The sequence below is a fragment of the Finegoldia sp. P2-F-LR genome, from assembly GCF_052932265.1.
Genome location: NZ_JBRFJF010000001.1, coordinates 1 through 23,668, shown reverse-complemented (window position 1 = coordinate 23,668; position 23,668 = coordinate 1). Strand labels below are relative to the sequence as shown.

Here is a 23,668-nt window from a genome sequence, read left to right as displayed (position 1 = left end):
CTGTTAACTTTCTTGTAATTTAGATCTTAGTTCACTTATAGACTCAGTTGAAATTTGATCCTCATTTATTCCTAATTTATTCATTATCTCATTTAAATGTTCTTCATTCTTAACTTCGATTTCCAAATATGGATATGGATAAAAATCTTCATCCCAACAATCAAAATCTAGTCTTGCATCCATAAACTCAAAAGATTTTCTTTCTTTTTTTGATGAAGATTGCTTATCTAATTTAACAAATTTTAATATTTGTTTCAAGTTTTCTTCGCTATCAAACTCTATAGTATATTCATCATAATGTCTAACGTTTGTATCATTAACTCTCTTCTTGTAAGTAAGAAATTTCTTGTTTTCATTATTAAAAATATCCTTTGAAATTCTTATTCTAAGATAATCACTACTATCAATTAAATCAAAATTATTAGATTCAATTAAAATATTTTCTTGAATTTCATGAGCAATCATTTTAGCTCCCATTTCAATAGCTTTATCCATCAAACCATTAAAATCATCAGTAAATACCTTACATTCTAATTCTTTTTCCATATTATTCCCTAATTTTCTTAACTTTAAAATCGATATAATCCGAAGACACACAATGCACATGTATTCCGTCTATTGTTCCTTCTACGACATTTTGATGTCCATATCCATGTAAATGTCCATATATTAAATCCGTAACATTATATTTTTTCAAACAATTAAACAACGCATTAGGTTGTTTATTGATATCAAAAGGTGGATAATGAAGCATCATAATAATATCATTGTTATTTCGGACGCTTTCCAAACTCATATTAACTCTTAAAATTTCTCTTTGAAAAATTTTTACATCTTTCTCTGTAGCTTCTTTGCTAGTTGGATCAAGCCATCCACGTGATCCACATATATTGATATCTCCTAAATCTAGTGAATCATTTTGAATAAAATTAATAGATTCTAATTCTAATTTTCTTAGTTTACTTATACCAGACCACCAATAATCATGGTTACCTCTAGTTAGAATCTTTCTACCTGGACTCTTATCAATTCTTTTCAAATCTACAAAAGCATCATCTAGTTGCATTGCCCAGGAAATATCTCCTGGTATAAGTATAATGTCTTCATCATCCAATTTTTCTAGATTATGAAATATCTTTTCTTCATAATTATCCCAATTATCACCGAACACATCCATCGATTTTTCTTTTGTATAATCCAGATGTAAATCACCTATCGCATATATCATAATTACTTTAACTCAATTTTCTTATATATTATGTCTAGTTCATTTAACAATTGCTCATCTCTGTTTTGACAAGAAAAAAGTATTATTTGATTATTATTTGAAATTTTAAATAACAAATCTAGACATTTCTTATATCTTACATCATCTAATTGGACAAAACAATCATCTAGTATCATCAAATAATCCAGACCCATTAATTCTTCAAGAACACTTATTCTAATAAAAACAGAAAGCAAGTCAAATGTTCCAGAACTTAAATGTTTTTGTTCATAAAATTTTACTCCATCATAAATACTGACATCTAAATTCTCATCAACCCTAAATTTATCTTTATCTTTAGTTGAATAAGCCATCATTTCTGAAACTTTCTTGTTAATTCTAGGGATAAAATTTTTGTGTAATTTATTTATACTTTTATTGATCAAACCCATAGCTAATTCTATAGATGTAATTTCATTTTCGTACCTTTGAATATTCTCATTGATATCTGCTAATCTTTCTTCTTTTTCCAATAGAAGATTTACAGATTTTTCAAGTATTTTAGTTCTTTCAAATAATTTCGCGTTTTTTTCAATAGATTCGTCAATTTCTTTATTAAGTAAGTTGATATCTTTTATATCATTATCCTCAAGTTTTATTGAATCTGAATTAATATTTTCTAATAAAATACTAAAATCATATTCAGATGATATCTTTTGAAGTTGATCATCTTTATCAGAAATTCTATCCATCAATTGGTTATACTCTATTTTTTTTCTTCTATAATCTTCAACATCTATGTTCTTCAAATTTCTTGATGAAGATAGAATATTGTTAATCTTAGACTTAGAACTTTCATCTTCGTTTATAATTGAATCCAATTTTGAATCAATATCTTGAATTTGTCCCTCAAGTTTGCCCAAATAATCAATGCTTTTATCCATATTTGAGTCATATCTAAAGTCATTAATTACTTCATTGTAATTTTTATAACTCATATTAGTAATTTGACTAATCTTTTTCACAATCTTATTTAATTGACGATTGTATGATAATCTCTGAAATTTGTTCGATATAATAACTAAAATATAATACAGTACAAATAATACAGGAGCAATTACTATTTCTTTTGTATACCCCATCATATAAATCATTCCGGCAATAATTAATGTAACTATAACTCCAATAATAGCTAATTTTATTTTTAATTTAGAAATTCCATTTAATTTTTCAATTAAATTATTAATTTCATCAATATATTCTCTTATAGTTTCATAATTACTAAGTTTTGCTTTTAATTGGTAGTAATCCTTACTTAATAATTTCTTTTGCTTCGATAACTCATTAAATGTAATTCTATTGTCGTTTAATAATTTATTTTGATATTCCAAACTATTGACATCATCCTCGTCAATGTCATTGATGTATTTAATCTTTGATACTCTGTCTAATAAACTTGCTTTTTCTTTTAAAATCTGCATTTTATAGTTTTTTGCGTCTTCTATTTTTTCTATATCGTTCTTCTTGTGCAAATTAACTAATTTTTCTTTGTTTAAAAGCAACGTTTCATGTCTAAGCTTGTACTCATTTAACTTATTTAAACTATCTTCATATTCTTTTTTGTCTTTATTAATATTTTTGATATCATCTTCTAAGTCAAATTTTTTCTGATATAAACCCCCTAAAGGTTTAGTTTTAGATTGTTTAGTCCCAATATTTGATTTCATCTTTTCCAGATTATCTAGAGCTTTTTTAAATGAAACAGAATCATTATTGTTATCTGATGAATTCAATAGCATATCAACAATAGAACTTACATTCTTATCTTTTGCATCTAATTCTTTTAAATTAGAAAAAACAGTTGATTTGAAGATATCTAAAGGCATTTTAAAAAAGTATTCACCAGGAAATGATAAATTATCTTGATTAAAACCATCTAGATCAGTTTCGTTATTACCAGTAGTTTCATTGAAAATATTAAAATATTTTTCTTTGAAATTACGATAAATCACATATCTCTTGTTATCTTTCTCTACTAAAATACTACCCTCATAGTTTTCGCTATTCCAAGGGCGATATTTTTCGTAGTCTTCAGTATATACAGTTCTCTTTAAATAAGGTTTAATAAATCCATAAAATACACCTTCTATAAATTTGGATATAGTGGTCTTCCCTGACTCATTTAACCCATAAATTAGATTAAATTTGTCTCCAAATTCTATTGTGTAATTATTAAATCTGCCAAATGATATCAAATCTAATCTAATAATTTTCATAAATTATTCTCCATTAAGGACTTAATTCCTAAATTAATTGCTCTTTTAACCACAGGATCTTCTTTATCCAAGTTTTTTGTTTCCTCAATAAAATAACCCAACACATTATTTCTGTTAAATTCATAAATTTTATCCAAATTTATATTAGATTCTGTGTTGTCAATTATTTCTACATATTCGCAATATTTTTTTAAACTTTCTTGTAAAGAATCTATATCTAGATCAAACCCTTCTTCTAATTGTCCCTTTAAATTAATTCTAATGTAATTTTTCTTATCTTCAACTAAACATTTAGACAATGAACCCACTAAATCGTAATAACTAAATTTATCTGATATATTATAGTCAAGTTCATTGAAGTTTGATTCTGAACAATCTAAAAAATCGATGTCAAGTCTATTATCAACTATACTTCCAATAACAGCACCGTGCATACCTTTTTCTTTAAAACTCAATGGTTCAATAGAACCTGGATACACAAATTTATCATTAAAAATAGTCGGTTTATGTATATGGCCTAAAGCCACATAATCAAAACCCAAATTATTTACTTTATCTTGATCAAAAAACATATAACAATTGTTATCATTTAATAAATCAGAATGAATCATCAAAACATTAGTTTTTAACTTGTCCAGTTTTAAATCATCAAAAATGTTTATAAAATCGTAGTTGTTTTTATTGTAACTTATCCCATAAACATCAGTGTCATCAAATTCTATTTTTTCAAGAGTATCCTTTTTGAAAATATTCAAATTATCACTAATATTTACCATATCCCATAAATTATCATTATAAATAGGATCGTGATTACCACCTATAATGCAAATTTGTGAATTTGTTCTAGAAAATAGATCCATTAAACGATTCATATCACTTAGGCTAAAATTTTCCAAATTATACAAATCTCCAGACAGAAAAATATAATCAACATTTTCATCAATACTATATTTGATTAATTTTTCAACTGATGTCCAAATTCTTTGCCTTCTTATTTTAGACATAGATTGTGGAATTGAAGATTTTTCAAATTTCATGCCTAAGTGAAAATCAGCTGAATGTATAAACTTCAAAATATATCCTACTTTTCTGAATCTAATTGTTTCAATTCATCTTCTATTAATGCATGTAATACTCTTAATTCTTCTTCTGTGAATGTAAGACCTTTACTCATTCTTGTATGATCAGGATTCCATTCTCTAATATCGTATTTTGCATCGTAATCCGACCACTTAACAATATTTAATTCCTTATTCCAATTGTTAGCTTTTGTGGATAAAACTCCAATTCTTTCTACTATTTCAAATTTTAAATCAGCCATAATTACCTCCATTTTTATAAATATATTATAGCATTATTTTAAAATATGCAAATATATGTTTTTGTGTTAGAATATCATAGAGGTGAATTTCATGAAAAAACAAAAATTAGCTCAAATTATAGCTATTATTCTAGTGGCGATGATGGTTGCTCCATTTATACTCAATGTAATAATGAATATAAGATAAAATGATAATTCGAAAAATTGAGTTCAACGATAAAAAAGATAAGTTTGTAATTGAGACTGATACAAAAGAAAGTTTTTTATTAAGTTATAATGACTTTGAAAAATTTAAAATTCATAATGAAATGATAATAGATGATGAATTGTATGCTCACCTATTGAACATATCAAAATTTGGAGAAGCTTTTGAAATCAGCCTTAATTTTTTATCTTATAAATTACGAACTGAAAAAGAAATAATTACAAAATTAAAATCCAAGAAATTTAGCACAGAAATTATTGATGAAGTAATTACTAAATTAAAAAATCTAGATTTACTGGACGATTATAACTATGCAAAAATATTTATTAACGATAAAATTAATCTTACAAATTACAGTAAAAGACGAATAATCAACGATTTATACCAAAAAGGTATTGATAAAAGAATTTACGAAGATTATTTAGAAGAAGTTTTTGGGTACAATATGGAATTAGACAAAGCTACTCAAATAGTTGAAACTAAAATCAACATTTGGAAAGAAAAATATGAAGGCTACGAGCTAAGGAATAAAATAGTTACCTTCTTACTCCAAAAAGGTTTCAGTTATGATGTTGCAAAACAAATTAGTGGTATGTATTAATGTATTATTTATATATTTTAGAATGTGCTGATAAGAGTTTATACACAGGCATTACAAATGATTTTTTAAGAAGAATTAAAATGCACAATAAAGGCAAAGCTAGTAAGTATACGAGAGCAAGGCTTCCCGTAAACTATGTTTTTATGAAAAAAATTGATAATAAAAGTCATGCATTAAAATTAGAAATTAAAACGAAAAGTCTAACTCGTGATAAAAAGTTAAAATTAATCAATTCAGAAGAGAATGAAATTAATTCTATATTAAAAAAAGCTTAAGTATGATATAAATCAACTTAAGCTTTTTATTTTATAAATTATTTTTTGCTAATTCTACTAATTTAGCAAATTCTTTTTCATCTCTAACAGCCATATCTGCAAGAACTTTTCTGTTCAAATCAACACCTGCTACTTTTAATCCGTGCATAAATTTGCTATAGCTTAAATCATGCATTCTTGTAGCTGCGTTAATTCTAGCAATCCATAATTTTCTGAAATCTCTTTTTCTTCTTTTTCTTCCAACATATGAATAAGCTAATGATTTCATAACAGCTTGGTTAGCAGTTTTGAATAATGTATGTTTTGAGCCGTAATATCCTTTAGCTTGTTTTAATACTTTTTTATGTCTTTTTCTATTATTTGTACCACGTTTAATTCTAGCCATTTATATTTCCCCCTCTAACTAAGGAATCATTTTATCGATTCTTTTCATATCTGCTTCGCTAACTGTTGTGCCTTTTCTTAAGTTTCTAATTCTCTTTGCAGATTTCTTTCCTGTTAAGTGACTTGCATAAGCTTTAAATCTTCTTAACTTACCTGTACCAGTTCTTCTAAATCTTTTAGCAGAACCTCTATGTGTCTTCATTTTTGGCATATTATTTCCCCCTCTAATTATCTTTATCAGTCAAAGGACCCATAAACATTATCATCATTCTACCTTCCATAGAAGGTTTCTTTTCTATTTGTCCTACATCTTTTGTTAATTCATAAAATTTATCAAGAACTTCCTTACCTAAATCTTTGTGACCAAGTTCTCTACCTCTAAATCTAACAGAAACTTTTACTCTGTTTTCATTGCTTAAAAATTTAGATGCTTGATTAGCCTTAACTTCTAAATCGTGCTTTTCAATATTTGGTGAAAGTCTTATTTCTTTTACGTTAATTACTTTTTGATTTTTCTTCGCTTCTTTTTCTTTCTTTAATGCATCGTATTTGTATTTTCCATAATCTAATATTTTGCATACAGGTGGCTTAGCGTTTGGTGCTACATTTACCAAATCTAGATGTTTATTTTCAGCCATTTTCAAAGCTTCTTTAATAGGAATTACACCTATTTGTTCACCTTCATCATCGATTAATCTAACTTTAGAAGATCTTATCTCCTCATTAATCATTAAGTCTTTTATATTATTCACCTCCAAAAAAATAATGGCGGGTAAAAATACCCGCCAAAAATTAATAATCAAATTAAATTTTAACCTTATGAATTCGAAATTATAAGGTGAGAGCGGATATCTCTACTTAACAACAATAAATATTGTATACTATGTTGAACGCTTTGTCAACTATTTTTTCTTTGAATTTACTACATTAATTAAAATATATGGTAAATTAAAGTCCGAAGTATATGCTATATACTTATTCGACCAATTAGGCTTAAATTTATCCTTGTAGTTTCTTAAACCTTTAAAATTATATATCTTATTTTGAGTATTGTAAACAATATTTAGAATTTTTTCTTTCTTCTTTGAATAAATCTTATCTCCAACTTTAGATAACGGTGCCATTCCTAGGTAGAATTTTTCAAAATTATTTTCTTGACCCCATAAAATTAACTTTATGAATATAAAATCCATCAAACCATCTTCATTTGATTTATCATATCTCATTAAATCGATAGAAAGTGTCTTATCATCATAAAACGGTTGAAGATTTGCAAAAGCAAGTAATTCATTGTTTTTGTAAATACATGCTATTTTGGTTCTTTTTAGATAATCTTCGTCAAAAAATCCTAAACTAAATCCCATTTCATTTTTATTTTCTAACCATTTATCCGAAACAATTTTCATTTGAGATAACAGGTTATCGGTTGGATCTTCAACTTTAAATTCATAATTCCCTTTATCGAAGTTATTAAGAACATGTCGCCAAGTTCTATTTTTCTTTCCTACTAAAGAAAATTGAGTTAAGTCTACTGTTGCGTCTTGTCCAACCTTAACGAATCTAAAACCTTGATCACAGTATAATTCAAGATTTTCTCCATTTATTTCATAAAAACAAACATTCATGTGATATTCATTGCAATAAACTATAAAATCATCAATTGCTTCAACGAAATTTTCTTTCTTACCTATTGGATCACCTAATACGATAACGCTGTTTTTTACTGGGCGATACATAATCATTACTGTATTTGTCTTGTCAAAATAAACATTTTTATCATTCAAATATACTAAATGACTAAATTCATTGCCACCAAATTCTTCCAAGAATTTATCAATTTTATCAAAATCCTCATCTGTTAATTTTGTAAATGTGATCTTCTTAGTTCGTGTATATTGAGCAAGGTAAGATAATATCAGAACAAATAAAACATATAGAAGTATAAATTTCTTGTTTTCAACCAAATAATTTAGAGAATATTTTCGATGTGATGTCAAAAAATTTACCTTGCGAACAGTATTGCTAATAAAGATAAATAATACTGTGACAACTGATAATTTACCGATAGTATTTATAAAATATTTTGGGTTGATTTTGATAGCTTGTTCTGTGAATCCATCTTTCATAATATACATTACAATTCCCAATACTAATGTAATAATAGATTCTTCAATGTCTAATCCTTTTAATAGTGTTGAAAAAACTGAAACTATTAATACTGCTTCCGCTATATAAAAAGATTTTTTAACTGATTTTTTTATTCCTTGTGAAAGAAGTATTAGTAACCCACCTGATGTAAGAGTTATAAATCTAGCCAAAATCACTACATCTTTCTTAACAAATCTCTTTAAAAATTTTATTCTTAATAACATTGATGGAGTAGCAACACTTAAACATAATATTAGCCCAACGATTAGAGTAAAAATAGACAAAATATTAAATGCGAACTGTTTCTTGTATTGATCAGTATTGTAATTGTCGTAAATTCTTTTTAATATCATAATTAAAGAAATTATCCATGGAATAACACTACTTACAATTCTGTATATCAATATGGCAATTATTGCAGCTCTAGGTTCTATCAATTTACATAAAAAGTGTATTTCTATTAAATCCGAAACAACAAATCCATCCTGCATCAAGCTAACTTGCCCAAATACATTTGAAACACAATAAACAAGCACCAAAGATGAAAGATTTACATTAGTAAATTGTTTTATCGCAAAAACGAAAAATAATATATTACATATTGTAACAACAGTTTCATAAGCAACTGATAAAACTTTTCTTTTGACACTTATGTTATCCTTTACAACAAAATCTAAATAATATGGACTTTTGTTTTTAAAATAAATAACACAAATACCAATAACCAATATTACTAAATAAATCAAAAATAGTGTCCATTCTGGTTTCATTAAAAATATCGTGAATATACTAATTAAAGATAAAGCGATAAAATTAGAAATATTTTTGTTTAAGTTCTGATTCCTATACTCATCTTCACCAATAAATACTGATTCGATTCCCTTTATCCATACAAATTTTCTTAATGATTCTAGAACCCAAAACTTTTTTATATCCTTGAAATCAAAATTTTTATTATATAAAAAATAGGAAATTGATGAAATAAGAAATACTATAAGTCCAAATAAAGCAATTTGTAATTTTTGAGCAATACTCAAAAAAATCTTATATTTAAAAATATGATTAGGTGCTATAAAATTGTTCCTTACGATATATAAGACAATAATTGTGAATATTATAGTGTATGTTGTCCTAATGTATTTTAGTTTTTTATCCATTAATCCCCCTTTAAATGGATGATTGCTCATCGTACATTTGTTTGTAGAAACCATCTTTTAGTAATAGTTCATCATGAGTTCCACTTTCTATTATTTTACCATTGGATAAGGCAAAAATCTTGTCAACATTTCTAATTGTAGATAATCTGTGAGCTACTATCAATGTAGTTCTTGAATATTTTAATTTTTCTAATGGTTGTTGGATAATTTGCTCTGTTTCAGTATCAATATTCGATGTAGCTTCATCTAAAATTAATATTCTAGGATTTCTAATATATGCTCTTGCAAAGGAGATTAATTGTCTTTCTCCTTGTGAAAGATTAGAGCCTTTTTCTTTTATAGGTTCATTTAAACCTTTTTTAAGCAATGTATAGCATCCTAATTCTTCTAACGCATGGATCACTTCCTCGTCACTATAATCCTTATCTAAAGTTATATTTTCTTTTAATGTAGTTTCAAAAAGGAACGGATCTTGTAGTACAACCGCAAAGTTTTCTCTCATAATATCTTCATTTAAATTATTGATATTTACCCCATCAATTAAAATTTCACCACTTTTTACATCATAAAACTTCAATATTAAATTAAGGATCGTTGATTTTCCACTACCTGTAGTCCCTACAAAAGCTGCACTAGTTGATTTTGGTATTTTAAATGAAATATCCTTCAATACATCATTTTTATCATAAGCAAAATAAACATTTTTAAATTCAATATCTCCCTTTAGGTCTTCTATCACACCATCTGACTTTTCAATTGTATCTAATTTCATTATGTCAAATATGTGACTTGCAGATGCATAAGCTTGTTCCATATCTCCAAATCTTGTAACAATTACACTAACATTCGAAAAAATCTTTGAAGTATAATCGATAATTATATAAAGCCCACCAACTGTAACTGGATAGCTTTTGGTTATCTGACCATATCCAAAATAAAATAAAATTATAACTGTTGATAATAAACCAATTATATCAATAGCCCTGTATCCTCCATAGCTTCTTAATTTAGTAAGAGCTAAATTATTTCCAAAAATTTCTTTGTTAATTTTATCGAACTTATCTTTTATAGTTTGTTTGACATTTAAAGCTTGAATTATTTCCATATTATTAATATTTTCATTAATATTTGCGTTTATTTTACTAACCAGATGTCTGATTCTTTTATTATGTTTTGCTGATTTATATCTATAGTCATAGAATATTAAGAAAACAAATGGAAACAAAATCAAAAGCATCAAAGACACTTTAATATTTGTTACAACCATCATAATATATATCGCAATTATCATTATTGCAGCAGTTGTAATATCTGCCAATATAAGTTGAAACATTATCTTTAATCTCATAGTATCATTCGTAATCCTTGATACGATACTTCCTGCTGCCAGATTATCAAAGTATTCTATAGGTAATTCATTGATATGTTTATAAATATCATTTTGTACAAAATATGTTACGTTATTTGCAGCCAATTCAAAATAAATCATACTCAAGTTACTGAAAATTCCACACGCAACGTAAATCACCAAATAAATAGTCAAGTATTTAATAATTGGTGAAAAATTTCCAACTATATTATTCTTTGCTACAAATTCATTTAATACAAATCCAATTACAATTGGACCCAAAATTTCCATAGAAGTTCTTAATAAGGAAAAGACAAATCCAATCACCAATTCTTTAGATTGCTTCATGGAATACATTTTTAGTTTTTCTGATACAAATTTATTTCTTAATTTACTCTTCATATCTGCCCCTTACTAATTGGATATTATATTGATTGTAATACCATTGTTTGTTTTCCATTAATTCCGAATGAGTACCCATCTCACTTATTTGACCATCTTTCATTACTATTATTAAATCAAAATCGTCAATCTGATTTAATCTATGAGTCGATAAGATTACTGTTTTTTTAAGTTTTTTTAACTCTATCAAAATATGTTTCTCAGTTTGAGTATCTAATGCGCTTAAACAGTCGTCTAATACAACCAAGTTTGAATCTTTTAATAAAGCTCTTGCTAATGAAATTCTTTGTTTTTGACCTCCAGATAATGACAGTCCGTTTTCACCACACAAAGTGTCAAATTCATCAGGAAAATTGACTATATCCTTATAAATATCCGCGCTTTTAGATACTTTAATCACTTCTTCATCTGTGGCCTCTATCTTGGAAAGTTTTATATTATTTTTTATTGTATCCGAAAAAATCATACTTTTTTGAGACACATACGCCATATTATCTCTAGCTGATTTTAAATTTAATAAATTCGTGTATTTACCGTTGATTTCAAATTCATCTTGCCTTGGATATAAGAATAATAATTGTTTAAGAATAGTTGACTTTCCTGACCCTGTCTTTCCAACAATAGCCACCCTCATGTTCTTCTTGAATTCAAAAGAAATATCTTTAAGTGCGAATTCTTTAGAGTAAGGATATTTGAAACTATAATTTTCAAACTTAATACTTTCTATATCATCAATTTCCTTGTAATCTTCGTTTAAATCTAATTCATCTTTATAGTCAAGTATATTATCGATTCTATCCATTGATGCATCGGCTTGTTGATATACATTTATGAAGTTTCCTAATGCATACATTGGCCAAATTAACATATTTAAATAATAAGTAAAAGAAACCAATTGACCAACAGATATTTGATTCTTACTTATTAAAAATGTTCCATATCCGATTGCTATAACAAAAGTCATTGCTGGAATTATTCTTTGAAAAGGAGCCATCATTGCTCTGTATTTTACAACATCCATGTTTTTTTGAACCAACATTTTAGATCGATTTTGAAACGAAAAATATCTAGCATCTTTTATCCCAAAAACTCTTATAATTCTAATACCTTCAACATCTTCTAATACACTATTGTTTAGCTTATCAAATGTAGATTGCACTATTGAGTATTTTTCATGGATTTTCTTACCAATTTTTAAACACAAAAATGCCAATATAGGAAGAGGTATTATAGAAACAAGTGTTAAACGAACGTCAACGACGACCATCATTATAATTATTATAAACAAAGGAAATACTGTAGAATCGAAAAATGTAAGAGTTCCAAATCCCATCAAATCGCTTAAACTATTGACATCTCCAGTAGCTCTATTCATAAGTTCTCCGGTTTTGAAAGTTTGAAAATATTTCATGGATTCGTTTAAGTATTTATCCATAAGTCTATTTCTAGTTACATAGTCTATTTCATTCGAAGCTCTGAATGTGTAATAACACCATCCCATTGCAAAAAAATATTTAATTCCTATTACTAAAACATCAATTAAAAGTATAATTAAAAAAGGGTTTAATTCTATCGAATTATTTAATACTCTATCGGTTAATTTCCCTGTTATATATGGAGGAATTAATCCTACCAGGTCACTTAATAAAAGAAATGTAATAGCAAGAATTAATTTGTTTTTGTAATATTTTAGAAACCAATAAAATTTCTTGTACATTTTACCTCCTTCTATTAAAAATTTGCTCTGAAAAATTCAGAGCAAATTTTTATATTGTAAAATAAACATTATTTATAGAATTATTTTCTATTTTGATATTCATCTACTAATTCATCAATAAATTCATCAGTATTCTTAGATCCTACATCTCCAAGATCTCTTTTTCTTACTGATACCTCATTGTTATCAATTTCATTTTGTCCAATTATTAATGAATAGTTCACTTTCTTCAATTGAGATTCCCTGATCTTAAGACCGATTTTTTCACTTCTATCATCGACTTTCACTCTCAATCCACGTGCTTTCATTTTTTGTTGTAATTCATACGCATAATCATTGAATTTATCGCTAATAGGAAGAATTTCTACTTGAACTGGTGATAACCATAATGGGAATTTTCCAGCATAGTGTTCTATTAGTATTCCCATAAATCTTTCTTCACTACCTAAAATTGCTCTATGAATCATTGCTGGACGTTTTTTAGATCCATCACTTGCGATATAAGTCATATCAAATCTTTCTGGCATTTGGAAATCTAATTGAATAGTTCCACATTGCCAAGTTCTGCCAATTGCATCTTCCAAATGGAAATCTATTTTAGGGCCGTAGAAAGCACCGTCACCTTCATTAATTTTATATGGAAGGCCCTTGTGTTCCAATGCACTCTTAAGTGAATTGATTGCTAAATCCCAATCTTCATCTGATCCCATTGAATCTTCTGGACGAGTCGACAATTCAACTTCATATTTAAAACCAAACTTAGAATAAATATAATCACAGAAATCAATAATCTTAGTTACTTCTTCTTCTATTTGTTCAGGTAAACAGAATACATGTGCATCATCTTGTACGAAAGTTCTAACTCTGAATAAGCCATGCAATGCCCCTGATAATTCATGGCGGTGAACTTGACCAAGTTCTGCAACTTTAATTGGAAGCTCTCTGTAGCTGTGCAATTCATCTTTGTAAATCAAAATTGATCCTGGACAGTTCATTGGTTTTATTGCATAATCATCGCCATCTATTTGAGTGAAATACATATTTTCTTTGTAGTGATCCCAGTGACCTGATTGATGCCATAAATCTTCGTTCAAAATCAATGGAGTTTTGATTTGACCATATCCTCTATCTAAAAGTTGTTCTTTCAAGAATTTTTCTAGTTCATTTAACACAACCATTCCATTTGGATGGAAGAATGGGAAACCCGGTCCTTCTTCTTGAATTGAGAATAGCCCCATTTCTTTACCAATTTTTCTGTGATCTCTTTTCTTAGCTTCTTCCATTCTTTCTAAATATTCGTCTAATAATTTTTTCTTAGGGAATGAAATTCCGTAAATTCTTTGAAGCATCTTGTTATTTTCATCACCTCTCCAGTATGCACCGGCAATTGATAATAACTTGAATGCTTTAATATTTTTCACTTCTAATAAATGAGGTCCTCTACACAAATCAACGAAGTCTCCCATTTCATACAATGTAATTGTAGCATCTTCATCAAGATTTTCTATTAAGTCAACTTTATAATCTTGACCTTCTTTCTTAAATCTTTCCAATGCTTCTTCTCTTGAAATTTCAACCCTTACTAATTTAGGATTTTCCTTAACTATTTTTTTCATTTCGGCTTCAATTTTTTCTAAATCTTCAGGTACAAACTTGTGATCTGTATCTAAATCATAATAGAATCCAGAATCAATTGATGGTCCAATTGCAAATTTTGTATTTGGATACAATCTTTGAATAGCATAAGCCATTAAGTGTGATGAAGTATGCCAGAAAACTTGTTTTCCTTCTTCATCATCAAATTTTACAAATTGAACTTCGCAATCTGATTTAATAGTTTCCATTAATCCCATAATTTTACCATCTACAACTGCTCCAACACAGTCTCTTGCTAATCCTTCAGAAATTGATTTGCAAACATCTAATAAACTTATTTCTTCATCAAATTCTTTTACGGATCCATCTTTTAATTTTACTTCAAACATAAATACCTCCTAATAAAAAAGAGACCCTCATCCCGATAGGGACAAGTGTCTCGTGGTTCCACCCTAATTTTTTCTCATTTAACAATAGGCTCCAAATTAGTATTCAGCATACTGATCTCTTAAGTAAAATTTCAGCCTAAGTTTTACTCTCTCTGAAAGTTCTTATATGCTTACTGGGATTTTTCATCGCCTTTATTTTAACTTTTCAATAATTTGGTTAAGTTCTAATAATTCTTGATTACCATTTTCCATATTTCGTAAAGTGAATTTATTTTGCTCAACTTCATCTTGTCCTATTATTATAACATATTTTACGGATAATTTGTCAGCATAATTAAATTTCTTTTTTAATTTATCAGCTTCAAGATAACTCATGCATCTTACAGAAGAATTTCTCAAATCATTCATCAACTTCACTGCATTTTTTTCGTAACCTTTCATAGGAATAATGATGCAATCAAAATTATTTTGTTGACCTTTTACCAAATTTAATTCTTGAAGTTGATAGAATAATCTAGTTAAGCCAATACTCATTCCTACTCCAGGCAACTTGCTTTTAGTAAAATTATTCGCCAGACTATCATATCTTCCTCCAGAACAAATAGATCCTATTTCACGATATTCCTTAAAAAATGTTTCAAATACTGAACCTGTATAGTAATCAAGACCTCTAGTTATCGATAAATTTATTTTAATATTATCTTGATTAACCCCCAAAGATAAAATATCTTCATATACAAATTTCAATTCATCCAGCCCACAAACAAATAATTCATTATCGATATTCAACGATCCCAGTTTTTCGATAATTTCTTGGTTAGATCCATCAATTTTTAAGAAATTTAAAATCGAATCAATTTTTTCATCGTCCAAGTCTAGCTTAGATAATTCTTCTTTAACATTATCTATTCCTATTTTATCTAATTTATCAATTATTCTCAAACATGATTCAAAGTCTTCAATACCTAAATTAGAGAAATATCCATTCAATATTTTTCTGTTATTAAATTGAAATTCAAAATCTGGAACATCTATTGATTTTAAAGCTTCATACATGCATTTTACTATTTCTGCATCATTATATAAGCTCAATTTTTCATTTCCTATAATGTCTATATCACATTGATAAAATTCTTTATAACGTCCTTTTTGATTTCTTTCTCCTCTATACACCTTAGCTATTTGATATCTTCTGAATGGGAATGCTAAGTCTTGCATGTACATTGAAACGTATTTTGCAAGTGGCACAGTTAAGTCAAATCTCAATCCTTGATTTTTTTTACTACTATCAATTCTATACACTTGTTTACTAGTTTCCCCTCCACCTTTTGATAGCAAAACGTCTAATTTTTCTATGGCAGGTGTGTCGATTGAAAAAAATGCATTTTTAATAAAAACATCTTCTATTCTTCTTTTAATTGTATCAAACACCATTTGATCTTCAGGAAGAAGTTCCATCATTCCTGGTAATGTAGATGGTTGAATCATAATTGACCTCCTATTAATTAAAGATTATAGATCCGCGATCTATAAAATCATCATCATCTGTATAATAGTATTTTATATTTTCTTTTTCCAAAATTTCAATAAGCTTATTTTTAAATTTATATTTTTCAAGATTGCCATAAAAAACAATCCCTAAATCATCACAATATCCACAAGTCCCACCAATAAATCCTGTATCATAACCTTCTAGCTTTATTTCCCCAGCATCTATCAGATAAGCCTTAATACTTTGTTTCTGAACATTATTATATATAGATTTATCACTGGTAATCACAAATTTATCAGTAACTATTGTTGAACATTTGGAGTATCCTTGTTTTACCATTATTAATTTCTCATCTTTAAGAAGTTTCAAAATAATAGGATCTACAGATTTTTTATTACATACTAAATAATTTTCAATTGAAAAGTTATTTAACAAGCAATCTTTTGGATATGTGTTCGTTATCTCAAGCTCTGTTACGTATAATGTTATATAATTTGGAAGATATGCCCTATAATGAAAATACGATTCTTGAGTACAAACGAATGCATTTTCATTTATTTTCCTAATTTGCATATCTACATGGTCATTAACTTTTTCATCCATTTTTTTACTATCGAAACTGTAAATAACTTCATAATCATTGTCTTTTAAAAATTTTATCAAGCCTTTTTTAGCTTTAAAACTAATTATCGCAAATTTATTATGAGATTCAACAAACATATCATTCTTTATTTCTAATCTATTTTGATCATCTAAATGTTCTTTTATAATTTCATCGAAAATAAATCCATTGAACTTAAATTTAATTATATCAAATAAGTTTGATAGTGCATAATCCATTAAAAATCTAAAAATTTTAAAAAGTATTGATTTATTAATTTTATCTAAATATATCTCTTTAATTAGCAACTCTTTATTATCTAAATCTAACACCAAATACCCTATTAACTTAGTTTCTTCAAAAATCACGAAATAATTTTTTCTAGATATTTGTTTTTTCAAAGATTTAATTATTGTAGTTCTATTTTTCGCCAAATTTGAATCAAACTTATTTTGAAATAAAACATTATTTCTCAGTTTGTATACAAAATCCGATAACTCCTCAATATATTCATCTTTTAATAAATCAATAAAAATCATATTAACTCCTTTACATATAAAAAAAAGGAAAGTCTATAATAAACTTTCCTTTGGAGGCGACACCCAGATTTGAACTGGGGGTGAAGGTGTTGCAGACCTCTGCCTTACCACTTGGCTATGTCGCCGTATGGAGCGGAAGACGAGACTCGAACTCGCGACCCTCGCCTTGGCAAGGCGATGCTCTACCACTGAGCCACTTCCGCACACATTTTGGTGCCCAGAGCCGGAATCGAACCAGCGACACAAGGATTTTCAGTCCTTTGCTCTACCGACTGAGCTATCTGGGCTTAATGTATCAAACATTACTTTACTAGTATAAACGATTAAATTTGTTTTGTCAAATTTTTTTACAACAATTTAAATCCGACTTTACAATTTACTTATACCTTTGTAATACTCTGTCATTTAACCCATACCACAATGCATCTTCTATAGAATTATTTAAAACAGTTTTCAAAGTTTTAACAATTTTTTTGTACAAATTTTCTAATTGCCACATATTCAAGAATTTTTCTTCAGAAATCACTACACTATCATTAATAGATTTCATCACTAACTGTTTGTCCATCTTGCTATTAATGCTAAATATCTTGTCTTTTAAGATGTTTTCACAATAATTATCTATTATTGAATCTTGTACTCTAAATGCATTTGATTTGTTTTTAATTGAACTAATCATCTTATTTTTTAAAAACTTAGCACTTCTGCTTTCAGTATTATGAAGAAGAATATCCGATTTTTTAATCGTAGATGCTGGAATATGTCTTAATGCATAAAACTCCAACTCATCACTTATATTCTTATTATTAAAGCCTTCAGTATAAGCTTGAAGATAATAAGTGAATTCAATCTTATTAATATCTTCTGATATCAAATCAAAAATAGCTTTAATAATAATTTCTCTATCATTTCTATACGACAAATGATTAATTAAAACATTGTAAATTTTATTAAGAGCGTTATATTTGACATAACAAGGTTGTATTTTGTTTTCTTGTTGAACAATATCAAGCATTAAGTATAAAGCTAATAAATCGTCTTCGAAAAGAAATTTTTTCTCAAGCTTTTTCTTTAAATTGTTCGTGTTATAAGCTTTATACATAACTCCTACTCCTAATTATATTTAAAAAACAAAGGACTTTTGATAGTATCTTTCTGTAGAGAATACTTCAATAGTTTCAAAGATAAAACAGAAAATAGAATAATTCAAACCGTACGCAAAGTCCAAATCTCTTGTTTTATCTTCTGAAATGCTATATTCATCTACTATATCTTCAATATAATTCTTAACCAATGTTTTTAACATCACACATTCATCATTATCTATGCTTATTTGTCTTGTGGTTATTGCTTTTTTGTCAAATATATGATTTTGTGCTAACTTATTCAAAACTCTTTCGTAATTCATGTGATCTTTAAGGTGTTGATTATACCTCCATCTTTTTGCATGTGGAAGACACACATAATCACTTAGATAATGACTTATTACTCCAAGTTTTGTACTTAAAATCTTATTTTGCAATGAATTCAATCTTGTTAAGTCTGTAAATTGAAAAAGATAAATTATAGTGATAATTTCTTTTACAATATAATTTATACTTTCTTCTTTGTAATGTGCTATTAGCTTGTATTTTGGTAAAATATCTGGACTAACAGCTCCCCATTCTAATTTTTTTATATTTAAATTGATTCCATAGGAATCTTTAATGTCTTGATTTATTTCTCTAACAATTCTCTTATGAGTTTCTGGAAAAATATTAATCACTACCTTTCGTCATTGGACATAATATTATTTTAGAGTAATTTAAGTTAAAAGTCAATTACTAACTTTTGCACATAAATACAAGAAAATCGCTAATTCTCAACGATTTTTCGTCTATAACTTCATTTATAAGATTAACAAATTCACTAGAATATTTTTCAGTTAAAAGAGAATAATCTATGTTAAGCGAATGAATTTCAAATTTTTTCATTTCACAAAAAACATTATAGATTAAATTTTTGAAAATATTTTTGTTGTTATTTCTTAAATCATCTGGCAAATTTGCCAATATCACATAATCCGAAGTTATATTAAAAGCGGGAATGATTTTACATTCGCCTTTTTCTATTCCACTTATTTTTGTAAGAGGTTCTAAAATTCTTTCTCCAGCTTTTTCAACTAATTTTTTTGAATTCTCTTCCAGAAGTGAATTTTCGATAAAATATAAAATTGCATCGCTTTGTAGCTCAAAAATATTGCCTTTAACAAATCTTATATCCATAAAATCTACCCCTTTTTATTTACTATATTACCAATATCAATTATAATACAACATAAGAAAAAAGTATATGAAAGGAATCAATAATTATGAATATAGCTATAGTAAGTGAATACAATCCGTTCCATTTTGGGCATTTACATCAAATAGATCAAATAAAAAAAAATTTCCCAGAATCAAATATAATTGCAATCATGAGCGGAAATGTAGTGCAACGTGGTGAATTTTCTATTTTAGATAAACTTCATAAAACTAAAATTGCTTTGGAACACGGAATAGACTGTGTTATTGAAATTCCTTCAGTATTTTCCTTGCAATCAGCGCAAAATTTCGCCTATTACGCTATTAAAATAATAGACACTATTGGATGTAATTATGTTTCTTTTGGAATTGAAACAGAAATAAAAGATCTAATTTCATACAAAGATTTTCTACTAGAAAATGAAGATAATATTAAACAGTTTATACTAGAAAACAAAAATATTTCATATAATAAAAACATAATGATATTTTCAAAGCAAAACTACTCTGAATATTCCGATGAAATATTCAAATCAAATAACATTCTTGCTTTGGAATATATGAAATCATTAGATAAACTACACTCTAAATGTAAAATTCTGCCAATAAGAAGAGCCAATAGCGAATACAATTCAAATTCCTTAGAATGTATTTCTTATAGTGCCTCTTCTATTAGATCTAATTTGAAACTATTAGAAGAATTTAAAGACAAAATTCCATCCTTAACTTACGAATATCTTAAACAAAATTCTATTAGATCTAACAAAAAACTTTTAGACATATTATCTTATAAATTATTTGTGGAAAAGTCAGAATTAGATAATATAACGGGTTATGAGAAAGGATTAGATAATCTTCTATCAAATGCATTGAATGAAAATTATGATGATTTTTTTGAAAACATAAAAAATAAAAAATATACCAAAAATCGACTTCAAAGATTGATTTTAAATTATATTTTAGGAGTAGATAAAAAATTTGTAGATGATATCGTAAATGCAGATATTGAAGCTGTTCGCCTATTGGGATTCAAAAAAAACTTCGATTTTTCCGCAATTAAAAAAAATTGTAAAATTTATTCTTTGAACAGAGATTTTTCAAGTTTATCTGATAATTACAAAAAATTATTTGAATATGATATAAAAGTCAGTAGACTAATATATTCTACAAAAAAGGTTAATGATTTTTATAATTTTCCAGTAATAAAAAAATAGAGAATATTTTGAGGAACCCCAAAATATTCTCTTTATTTTATTGTCCTTGTTGTTTAGTCAAAATTCTTGGACCATCTTTTGTGATAGCTAATGTGTGTTCATATTGGCATGATTTTTTACCATCAATAGTTCTTGCGGTCCATCCATTATTATCGATTTTTAACTTATGAGTTCCCATATTTATCATTGGTTCAATAGTTAATACCATTCCCTCTTGTAATCTAAGACCTCTGTGTTCTTTACCATAGTGAAGAACCATTGGATCTTCATGCATACCTCTGCCGATTCCGTGGCCTGTGAATTCGCGTACTACAGAATAGCCATTAGTTTCTGCTATTGATTGAATTTTAGCTCCTATATCTCCTAGTCTATTGCCAATAACAGCTAATTTAATTCCTTCATACAAACATTCTCTTGTAACATCCATAAGTTTTTGAGTATCTTCGTCTATTTCATCAACTGCATAACTCCAACAGGAATCACTCATCCAACCATTCAATTCAACTACTGTATCTACTTTTAACAAATCACCTGATTTTAAAATATAATCAGATGGATATCCATGGCATATTTCATCATTTACAGAGCAACATGTAGCGTATGGGAATCCCTCAAATCCTATTTGAGCTGGTATTGCTCCCTTGCTTCTAATAAATTTTTCGCAAAAATCATTAACTTGCATTGTAGTCAAACCTGGTTTAACAAATTCCCTTAAAGCTTCATGCATTCCAGAAATAACATTTCCAGAAATATCCATTTTTTCTATTTCATCTTTATTTTTTATAATAATCATTTAATCACCTATTCAAAAAAGTTCTTAGGTAATGTAATTTTTACCTTTTTAATTCTTTTATCTTCCACAAAAATTATATTGTACAAAACATCATCTATTTCTATTTTTCTTTTAAAGCCATCTTCAGGTATATATCCCAATCGATTTATTAACATACCGCCTAATGTATCATAATCATCCGATAGCTCATCAATCTCAAGTCCAATGTTAGAATTAATTTCTTTTATAGAAGTACTACCTTTTACTATATAATTAAACTTGTCAACCTGAATAATATCAGGAGCTTCATGATCGTATTCATCTTCGATATTTCCAACTATTTCTTCAATTAAATCTTCCATCGATACAATACCTGAAAAACCACCATATTCATCAATTAAGATTGCCATGTGAATTCTTTTTTTCTTCATATCTGAGAATAAATCATTGATATTTTTAGTTTCTGATATAAAATACGCTGGCTTTAAAATCTTTCTTAAGTCAACATTATTAAATCCATGTTTGTAAGCTTCACTCATGTAATCTTTAATGTAGATGATGCCCAGTATGTTGTCAATATCACCTTCATATACTGGAATTCTTGAAAATTTTAGTTCCATTAATTTATCCAAATAATCTTCAATACAATCTTCAAGGTCAATTGCAAATACTTCTGTTCTTGCTGTCATTATTTCTTCAGCTGTTTTTTCATCAAAGTTAATAACAGCATCAATCATATCTTTTTCGTTTGAATTTATTATTCCTTGTTCCTTTCCGACCTCTACCATTGATTTTATTTCTTCAACAGTAATTTTGCTCTCCACATTCAAAGTTTTAATTCCAATTATACTCAGTATAAATTTTGTTGACTTAGAAAGTAAAAAAACAAATGGTTTTAAAATAAAGTAAATAAATTTTACAGCAGTAATCGAAAATAACGCAAAAGAATCCGCCACACTCAAAGCAATTCTTTTTGGAATCAATTGTCCAAACAAAATATACAAAAACGACAAAACAATAAGTACAACACACACTGATATCCAATAAGTTACAGATTTATTTAATCCTAAAAATATCATCTTTTTACTCAAACTTACACTTAAACTAGATGCACATATTGCTGAAGCAACAAATCCAATATAAGTTAATATAACTTGAATAGTAGACAAAAATTTTGTGTGTTTTTCAAATTGTTCTAAAACAGATTTTGCCTTTTCATTTCCGTCATCACTCATAACCCTAAGCTTATTTTTATCACAAGATACAATTGCTATTTCACTTGCTGAAAAAAAAGCATTAATTACTATAAGTATTAATAAAATAACCAATTCTACAATAAGATTGGGCCCGACTTCGTCCATTTAATCCTCCTAAAATTATAGATAATAATATTATACAATAATTTTGAATTAAAATAAAACAAAATTAAAAACGGAATGTTTTCTGCAATACAAAGTGATGTGTACCCATAAAACTGGACACAATATTTAATTAATTAGTTGTAGTGGATGCTAACCTATACTTTGTAGGTGGCATCCATTTTGTTTTCCTCTGAATTCTTTCGTTATTGTAATAATAGATGTATTTTTCTATTGCTTTCGAAAATTCTTCAAAAGAGTTATAGCTCTTTTCGTAACCATAATAAACTTCATTTTTTAATCTTCCAAAAAATGTTTCCATAATTGAATTATCATAACAATTACCTTTTCTTGACATTGATTGGATAATACCATGCTTCTTGA

Annotated in this window: 23 protein-coding genes and 3 tRNA genes; 3 read left to right on the top strand and 23 right to left on the bottom strand. The window is 27.2% G+C overall.

Annotation, left to right across the window (positions count from 1 at the left end):
• Positions 1-3: 3 nt before the first annotated feature.
• The 5 genes from ACU68W_RS00130 to ACU68W_RS00110 are packed head-to-tail and all read right to left on the bottom strand — an operon-like array spanning position 4 to position 4,804.
• Positions 4-546 carry a class IV adenylate cyclase gene (locus ACU68W_RS00130; RefSeq protein WP_094223420.1) on the bottom strand — a complete coding sequence of 181 codons (543 nt, stop codon included), beginning with the start codon at positions 544-546 and terminating at the stop codon, positions 4-6.
• Position 547: 1 nt separating this feature from the next.
• Positions 548-1,228: a metallophosphoesterase gene (locus ACU68W_RS00125; protein ID WP_094223419.1), complete on the bottom strand. Its 681-nt coding sequence runs from the start codon at positions 1,226-1,228 to the stop codon at positions 548-550.
• Positions 1,229-1,230: 2 nt separating this feature from the next.
• Complete coding sequence (locus tag ACU68W_RS00120) at positions 1,231-3,483, bottom strand: ATP-binding protein (protein WP_094205622.1); 2,253 nt, start codon at positions 3,481-3,483, stop codon at positions 1,231-1,233.
• Entirely contained in the window at positions 3,480-4,556 is a 1,077-nt protein-coding gene (locus tag ACU68W_RS00115) for a metallophosphoesterase family protein (RefSeq protein WP_094223418.1), read from the bottom strand. Before ACU68W_RS00115 ends, ACU68W_RS00120 begins: the two co-directional genes overlap by 4 nt.
• 8 nt (positions 4,557-4,564) lie before the next feature.
• Positions 4,565-4,804 (bottom strand): YdbC family protein, encoded by a 240-nt coding sequence (locus tag ACU68W_RS00110; protein ID WP_035109486.1) that lies wholly within the window; start codon positions 4,802-4,804, stop codon positions 4,565-4,567.
• Positions 4,805-4,992: 188 nt separating this feature from the next.
• Between ACU68W_RS00110 and ACU68W_RS00105 the strand changes: the two genes are divergently transcribed.
• The gene (locus ACU68W_RS00105; RefSeq protein ID WP_094223417.1) at positions 4,993-5,610 is read left to right on the top strand and encodes a regulatory protein RecX; all 618 of its coding nucleotides are present in this window, start codon (positions 4,993-4,995) and stop codon (positions 5,608-5,610) included.
• Positions 5,610-5,885, top strand: coding sequence for a GIY-YIG nuclease family protein (locus ACU68W_RS00100; protein ID WP_094223416.1), 276 nt, complete (start codon positions 5,610-5,612; stop codon positions 5,883-5,885). Before ACU68W_RS00105 ends, ACU68W_RS00100 begins: the two co-directional genes overlap by 1 nt.
• 31 nt (positions 5,886-5,916) lie before the next feature.
• On the opposite strand, the gene rplT is transcribed toward ACU68W_RS00100, so the two are convergent.
• The 15 genes from rplT to ACU68W_RS00025 all read right to left on the bottom strand — a co-directional run bounded on the left by rplT (position 5,917) and on the right by ACU68W_RS00025 (position 19,922).
• Positions 5,917-6,270: a 50S ribosomal protein L20 gene (gene rplT, locus ACU68W_RS00095; protein ID WP_002838114.1), complete on the bottom strand. Its 354-nt coding sequence runs from the start codon at positions 6,268-6,270 to the stop codon at positions 5,917-5,919.
• Positions 6,271-6,288: 18 nt separating this feature from the next.
• Positions 6,289-6,480 carry a 50S ribosomal protein L35 gene (gene rpmI / locus ACU68W_RS00090; protein ID WP_002838103.1) on the bottom strand — a complete coding sequence of 64 codons (192 nt, stop codon included), beginning with the start codon at positions 6,478-6,480 and terminating at the stop codon, positions 6,289-6,291.
• Between the two features lie 13 nt (positions 6,481-6,493).
• Positions 6,494-7,000: a translation initiation factor IF-3 gene (gene infC, locus ACU68W_RS00085; protein ID WP_094205617.1), complete on the bottom strand. Its 507-nt coding sequence runs from the start codon at positions 6,998-7,000 to the stop codon at positions 6,494-6,496.
• 171 nt (positions 7,001-7,171) lie between these two features.
• Complete coding sequence (gene mprF, locus ACU68W_RS00080; RefSeq protein WP_094223415.1) at positions 7,172-9,574, bottom strand: bifunctional lysylphosphatidylglycerol flippase/synthetase MprF; 2,403 nt, start codon at positions 9,572-9,574, stop codon at positions 7,172-7,174.
• 10 nt (positions 9,575-9,584) lie between these two features.
• Positions 9,585-11,324 carry an ABC transporter ATP-binding protein gene (locus tag ACU68W_RS00075; protein WP_094223414.1) on the bottom strand — a complete coding sequence of 580 codons (1,740 nt, stop codon included), beginning with the start codon at positions 11,322-11,324 and terminating at the stop codon, positions 9,585-9,587.
• Positions 11,314-13,041, bottom strand: a complete 1,728-nt coding sequence (locus ACU68W_RS00070) for an ABC transporter ATP-binding protein (protein ID WP_446755931.1) — start codon at positions 13,039-13,041, stop codon at positions 11,314-11,316. The genes ACU68W_RS00075 and ACU68W_RS00070 overlap by 11 nt, the downstream gene beginning before the upstream one ends.
• 80 nt (positions 13,042-13,121) lie before the next feature.
• Positions 13,122-15,026, bottom strand: a complete 1,905-nt coding sequence (gene thrS / locus ACU68W_RS00065; RefSeq protein WP_094223412.1) for a threonine--tRNA ligase — start codon at positions 15,024-15,026, stop codon at positions 13,122-13,124.
• 192 nt (positions 15,027-15,218) lie between these two features.
• Positions 15,219-16,514 carry a histidine--tRNA ligase gene (gene hisS / locus ACU68W_RS00060; RefSeq protein ID WP_316523526.1) on the bottom strand — a complete coding sequence of 432 codons (1,296 nt, stop codon included), beginning with the start codon at positions 16,512-16,514 and terminating at the stop codon, positions 15,219-15,221.
• A gap of 13 nt (positions 16,515-16,527) precedes the next feature.
• Positions 16,528-17,658: a DUF6873 family GME fold protein gene (locus ACU68W_RS00055; protein ID WP_446755930.1), complete on the bottom strand. Its 1,131-nt coding sequence runs from the start codon at positions 17,656-17,658 to the stop codon at positions 16,528-16,530.
• Between the two features lie 51 nt (positions 17,659-17,709).
• Positions 17,710-17,783: transfer RNA gene (locus ACU68W_RS00050), tRNA-Cys, on the bottom strand.
• A gap of 3 nt (positions 17,784-17,786) precedes the next feature.
• Positions 17,787-17,861 (bottom strand) — tRNA-Gly (locus ACU68W_RS00045).
• Positions 17,862-17,869: 8 nt separating this feature from the next.
• Positions 17,870-17,945 (bottom strand) — tRNA-Phe (locus ACU68W_RS00040).
• A gap of 89 nt (positions 17,946-18,034) precedes the next feature.
• Positions 18,035-18,760, bottom strand: a complete 726-nt coding sequence (locus ACU68W_RS00035; RefSeq protein ID WP_094205610.1) for a hypothetical protein — start codon at positions 18,758-18,760, stop codon at positions 18,035-18,037.
• Positions 18,761-18,781: 21 nt separating this feature from the next.
• The gene (locus tag ACU68W_RS00030) at positions 18,782-19,423 is read right to left on the bottom strand and encodes a zinc dependent phospholipase C family protein (RefSeq protein ID WP_446755929.1); all 642 of its coding nucleotides are present in this window, start codon (positions 19,421-19,423) and stop codon (positions 18,782-18,784) included.
• 58 nt (positions 19,424-19,481) lie between these two features.
• Positions 19,482-19,922: a hypothetical protein gene (locus ACU68W_RS00025; protein WP_154272649.1), complete on the bottom strand. Its 441-nt coding sequence runs from the start codon at positions 19,920-19,922 to the stop codon at positions 19,482-19,484.
• A gap of 86 nt (positions 19,923-20,008) precedes the next feature.
• On the opposite strand from ACU68W_RS00025, the gene ACU68W_RS00020 reads away from it, so the two are divergent.
• On the top strand, positions 20,009-21,154 hold the full coding sequence (locus ACU68W_RS00020) for a tRNA(Met) cytidine acetate ligase (protein ID WP_311437116.1): 1,146 nt from the start codon (positions 20,009-20,011) through the stop codon (positions 21,152-21,154).
• Between the two features lie 37 nt (positions 21,155-21,191).
• Here the strand turns inward: ACU68W_RS00020 and map are convergent, their stop codons facing one another.
• The 3 genes from map to ACU68W_RS00005 form a co-directional block, all read right to left on the bottom strand.
• Entirely contained in the window at positions 21,192-21,947 is a 756-nt protein-coding gene (gene map, locus ACU68W_RS00015) for a type I methionyl aminopeptidase (RefSeq protein ID WP_446755928.1), read from the bottom strand.
• 8 nt (positions 21,948-21,955) lie between these two features.
• On the bottom strand, positions 21,956-23,287 hold the full coding sequence (locus tag ACU68W_RS00010) for a hemolysin family protein (protein ID WP_094205605.1): 1,332 nt from the start codon (positions 23,285-23,287) through the stop codon (positions 21,956-21,958).
• Between the two features lie 130 nt (positions 23,288-23,417).
• The coding region (locus tag ACU68W_RS00005) for a transposase (RefSeq protein ID WP_446755927.1) at positions 23,418-23,668 on the bottom strand (251 nt) is incomplete at its 5' end.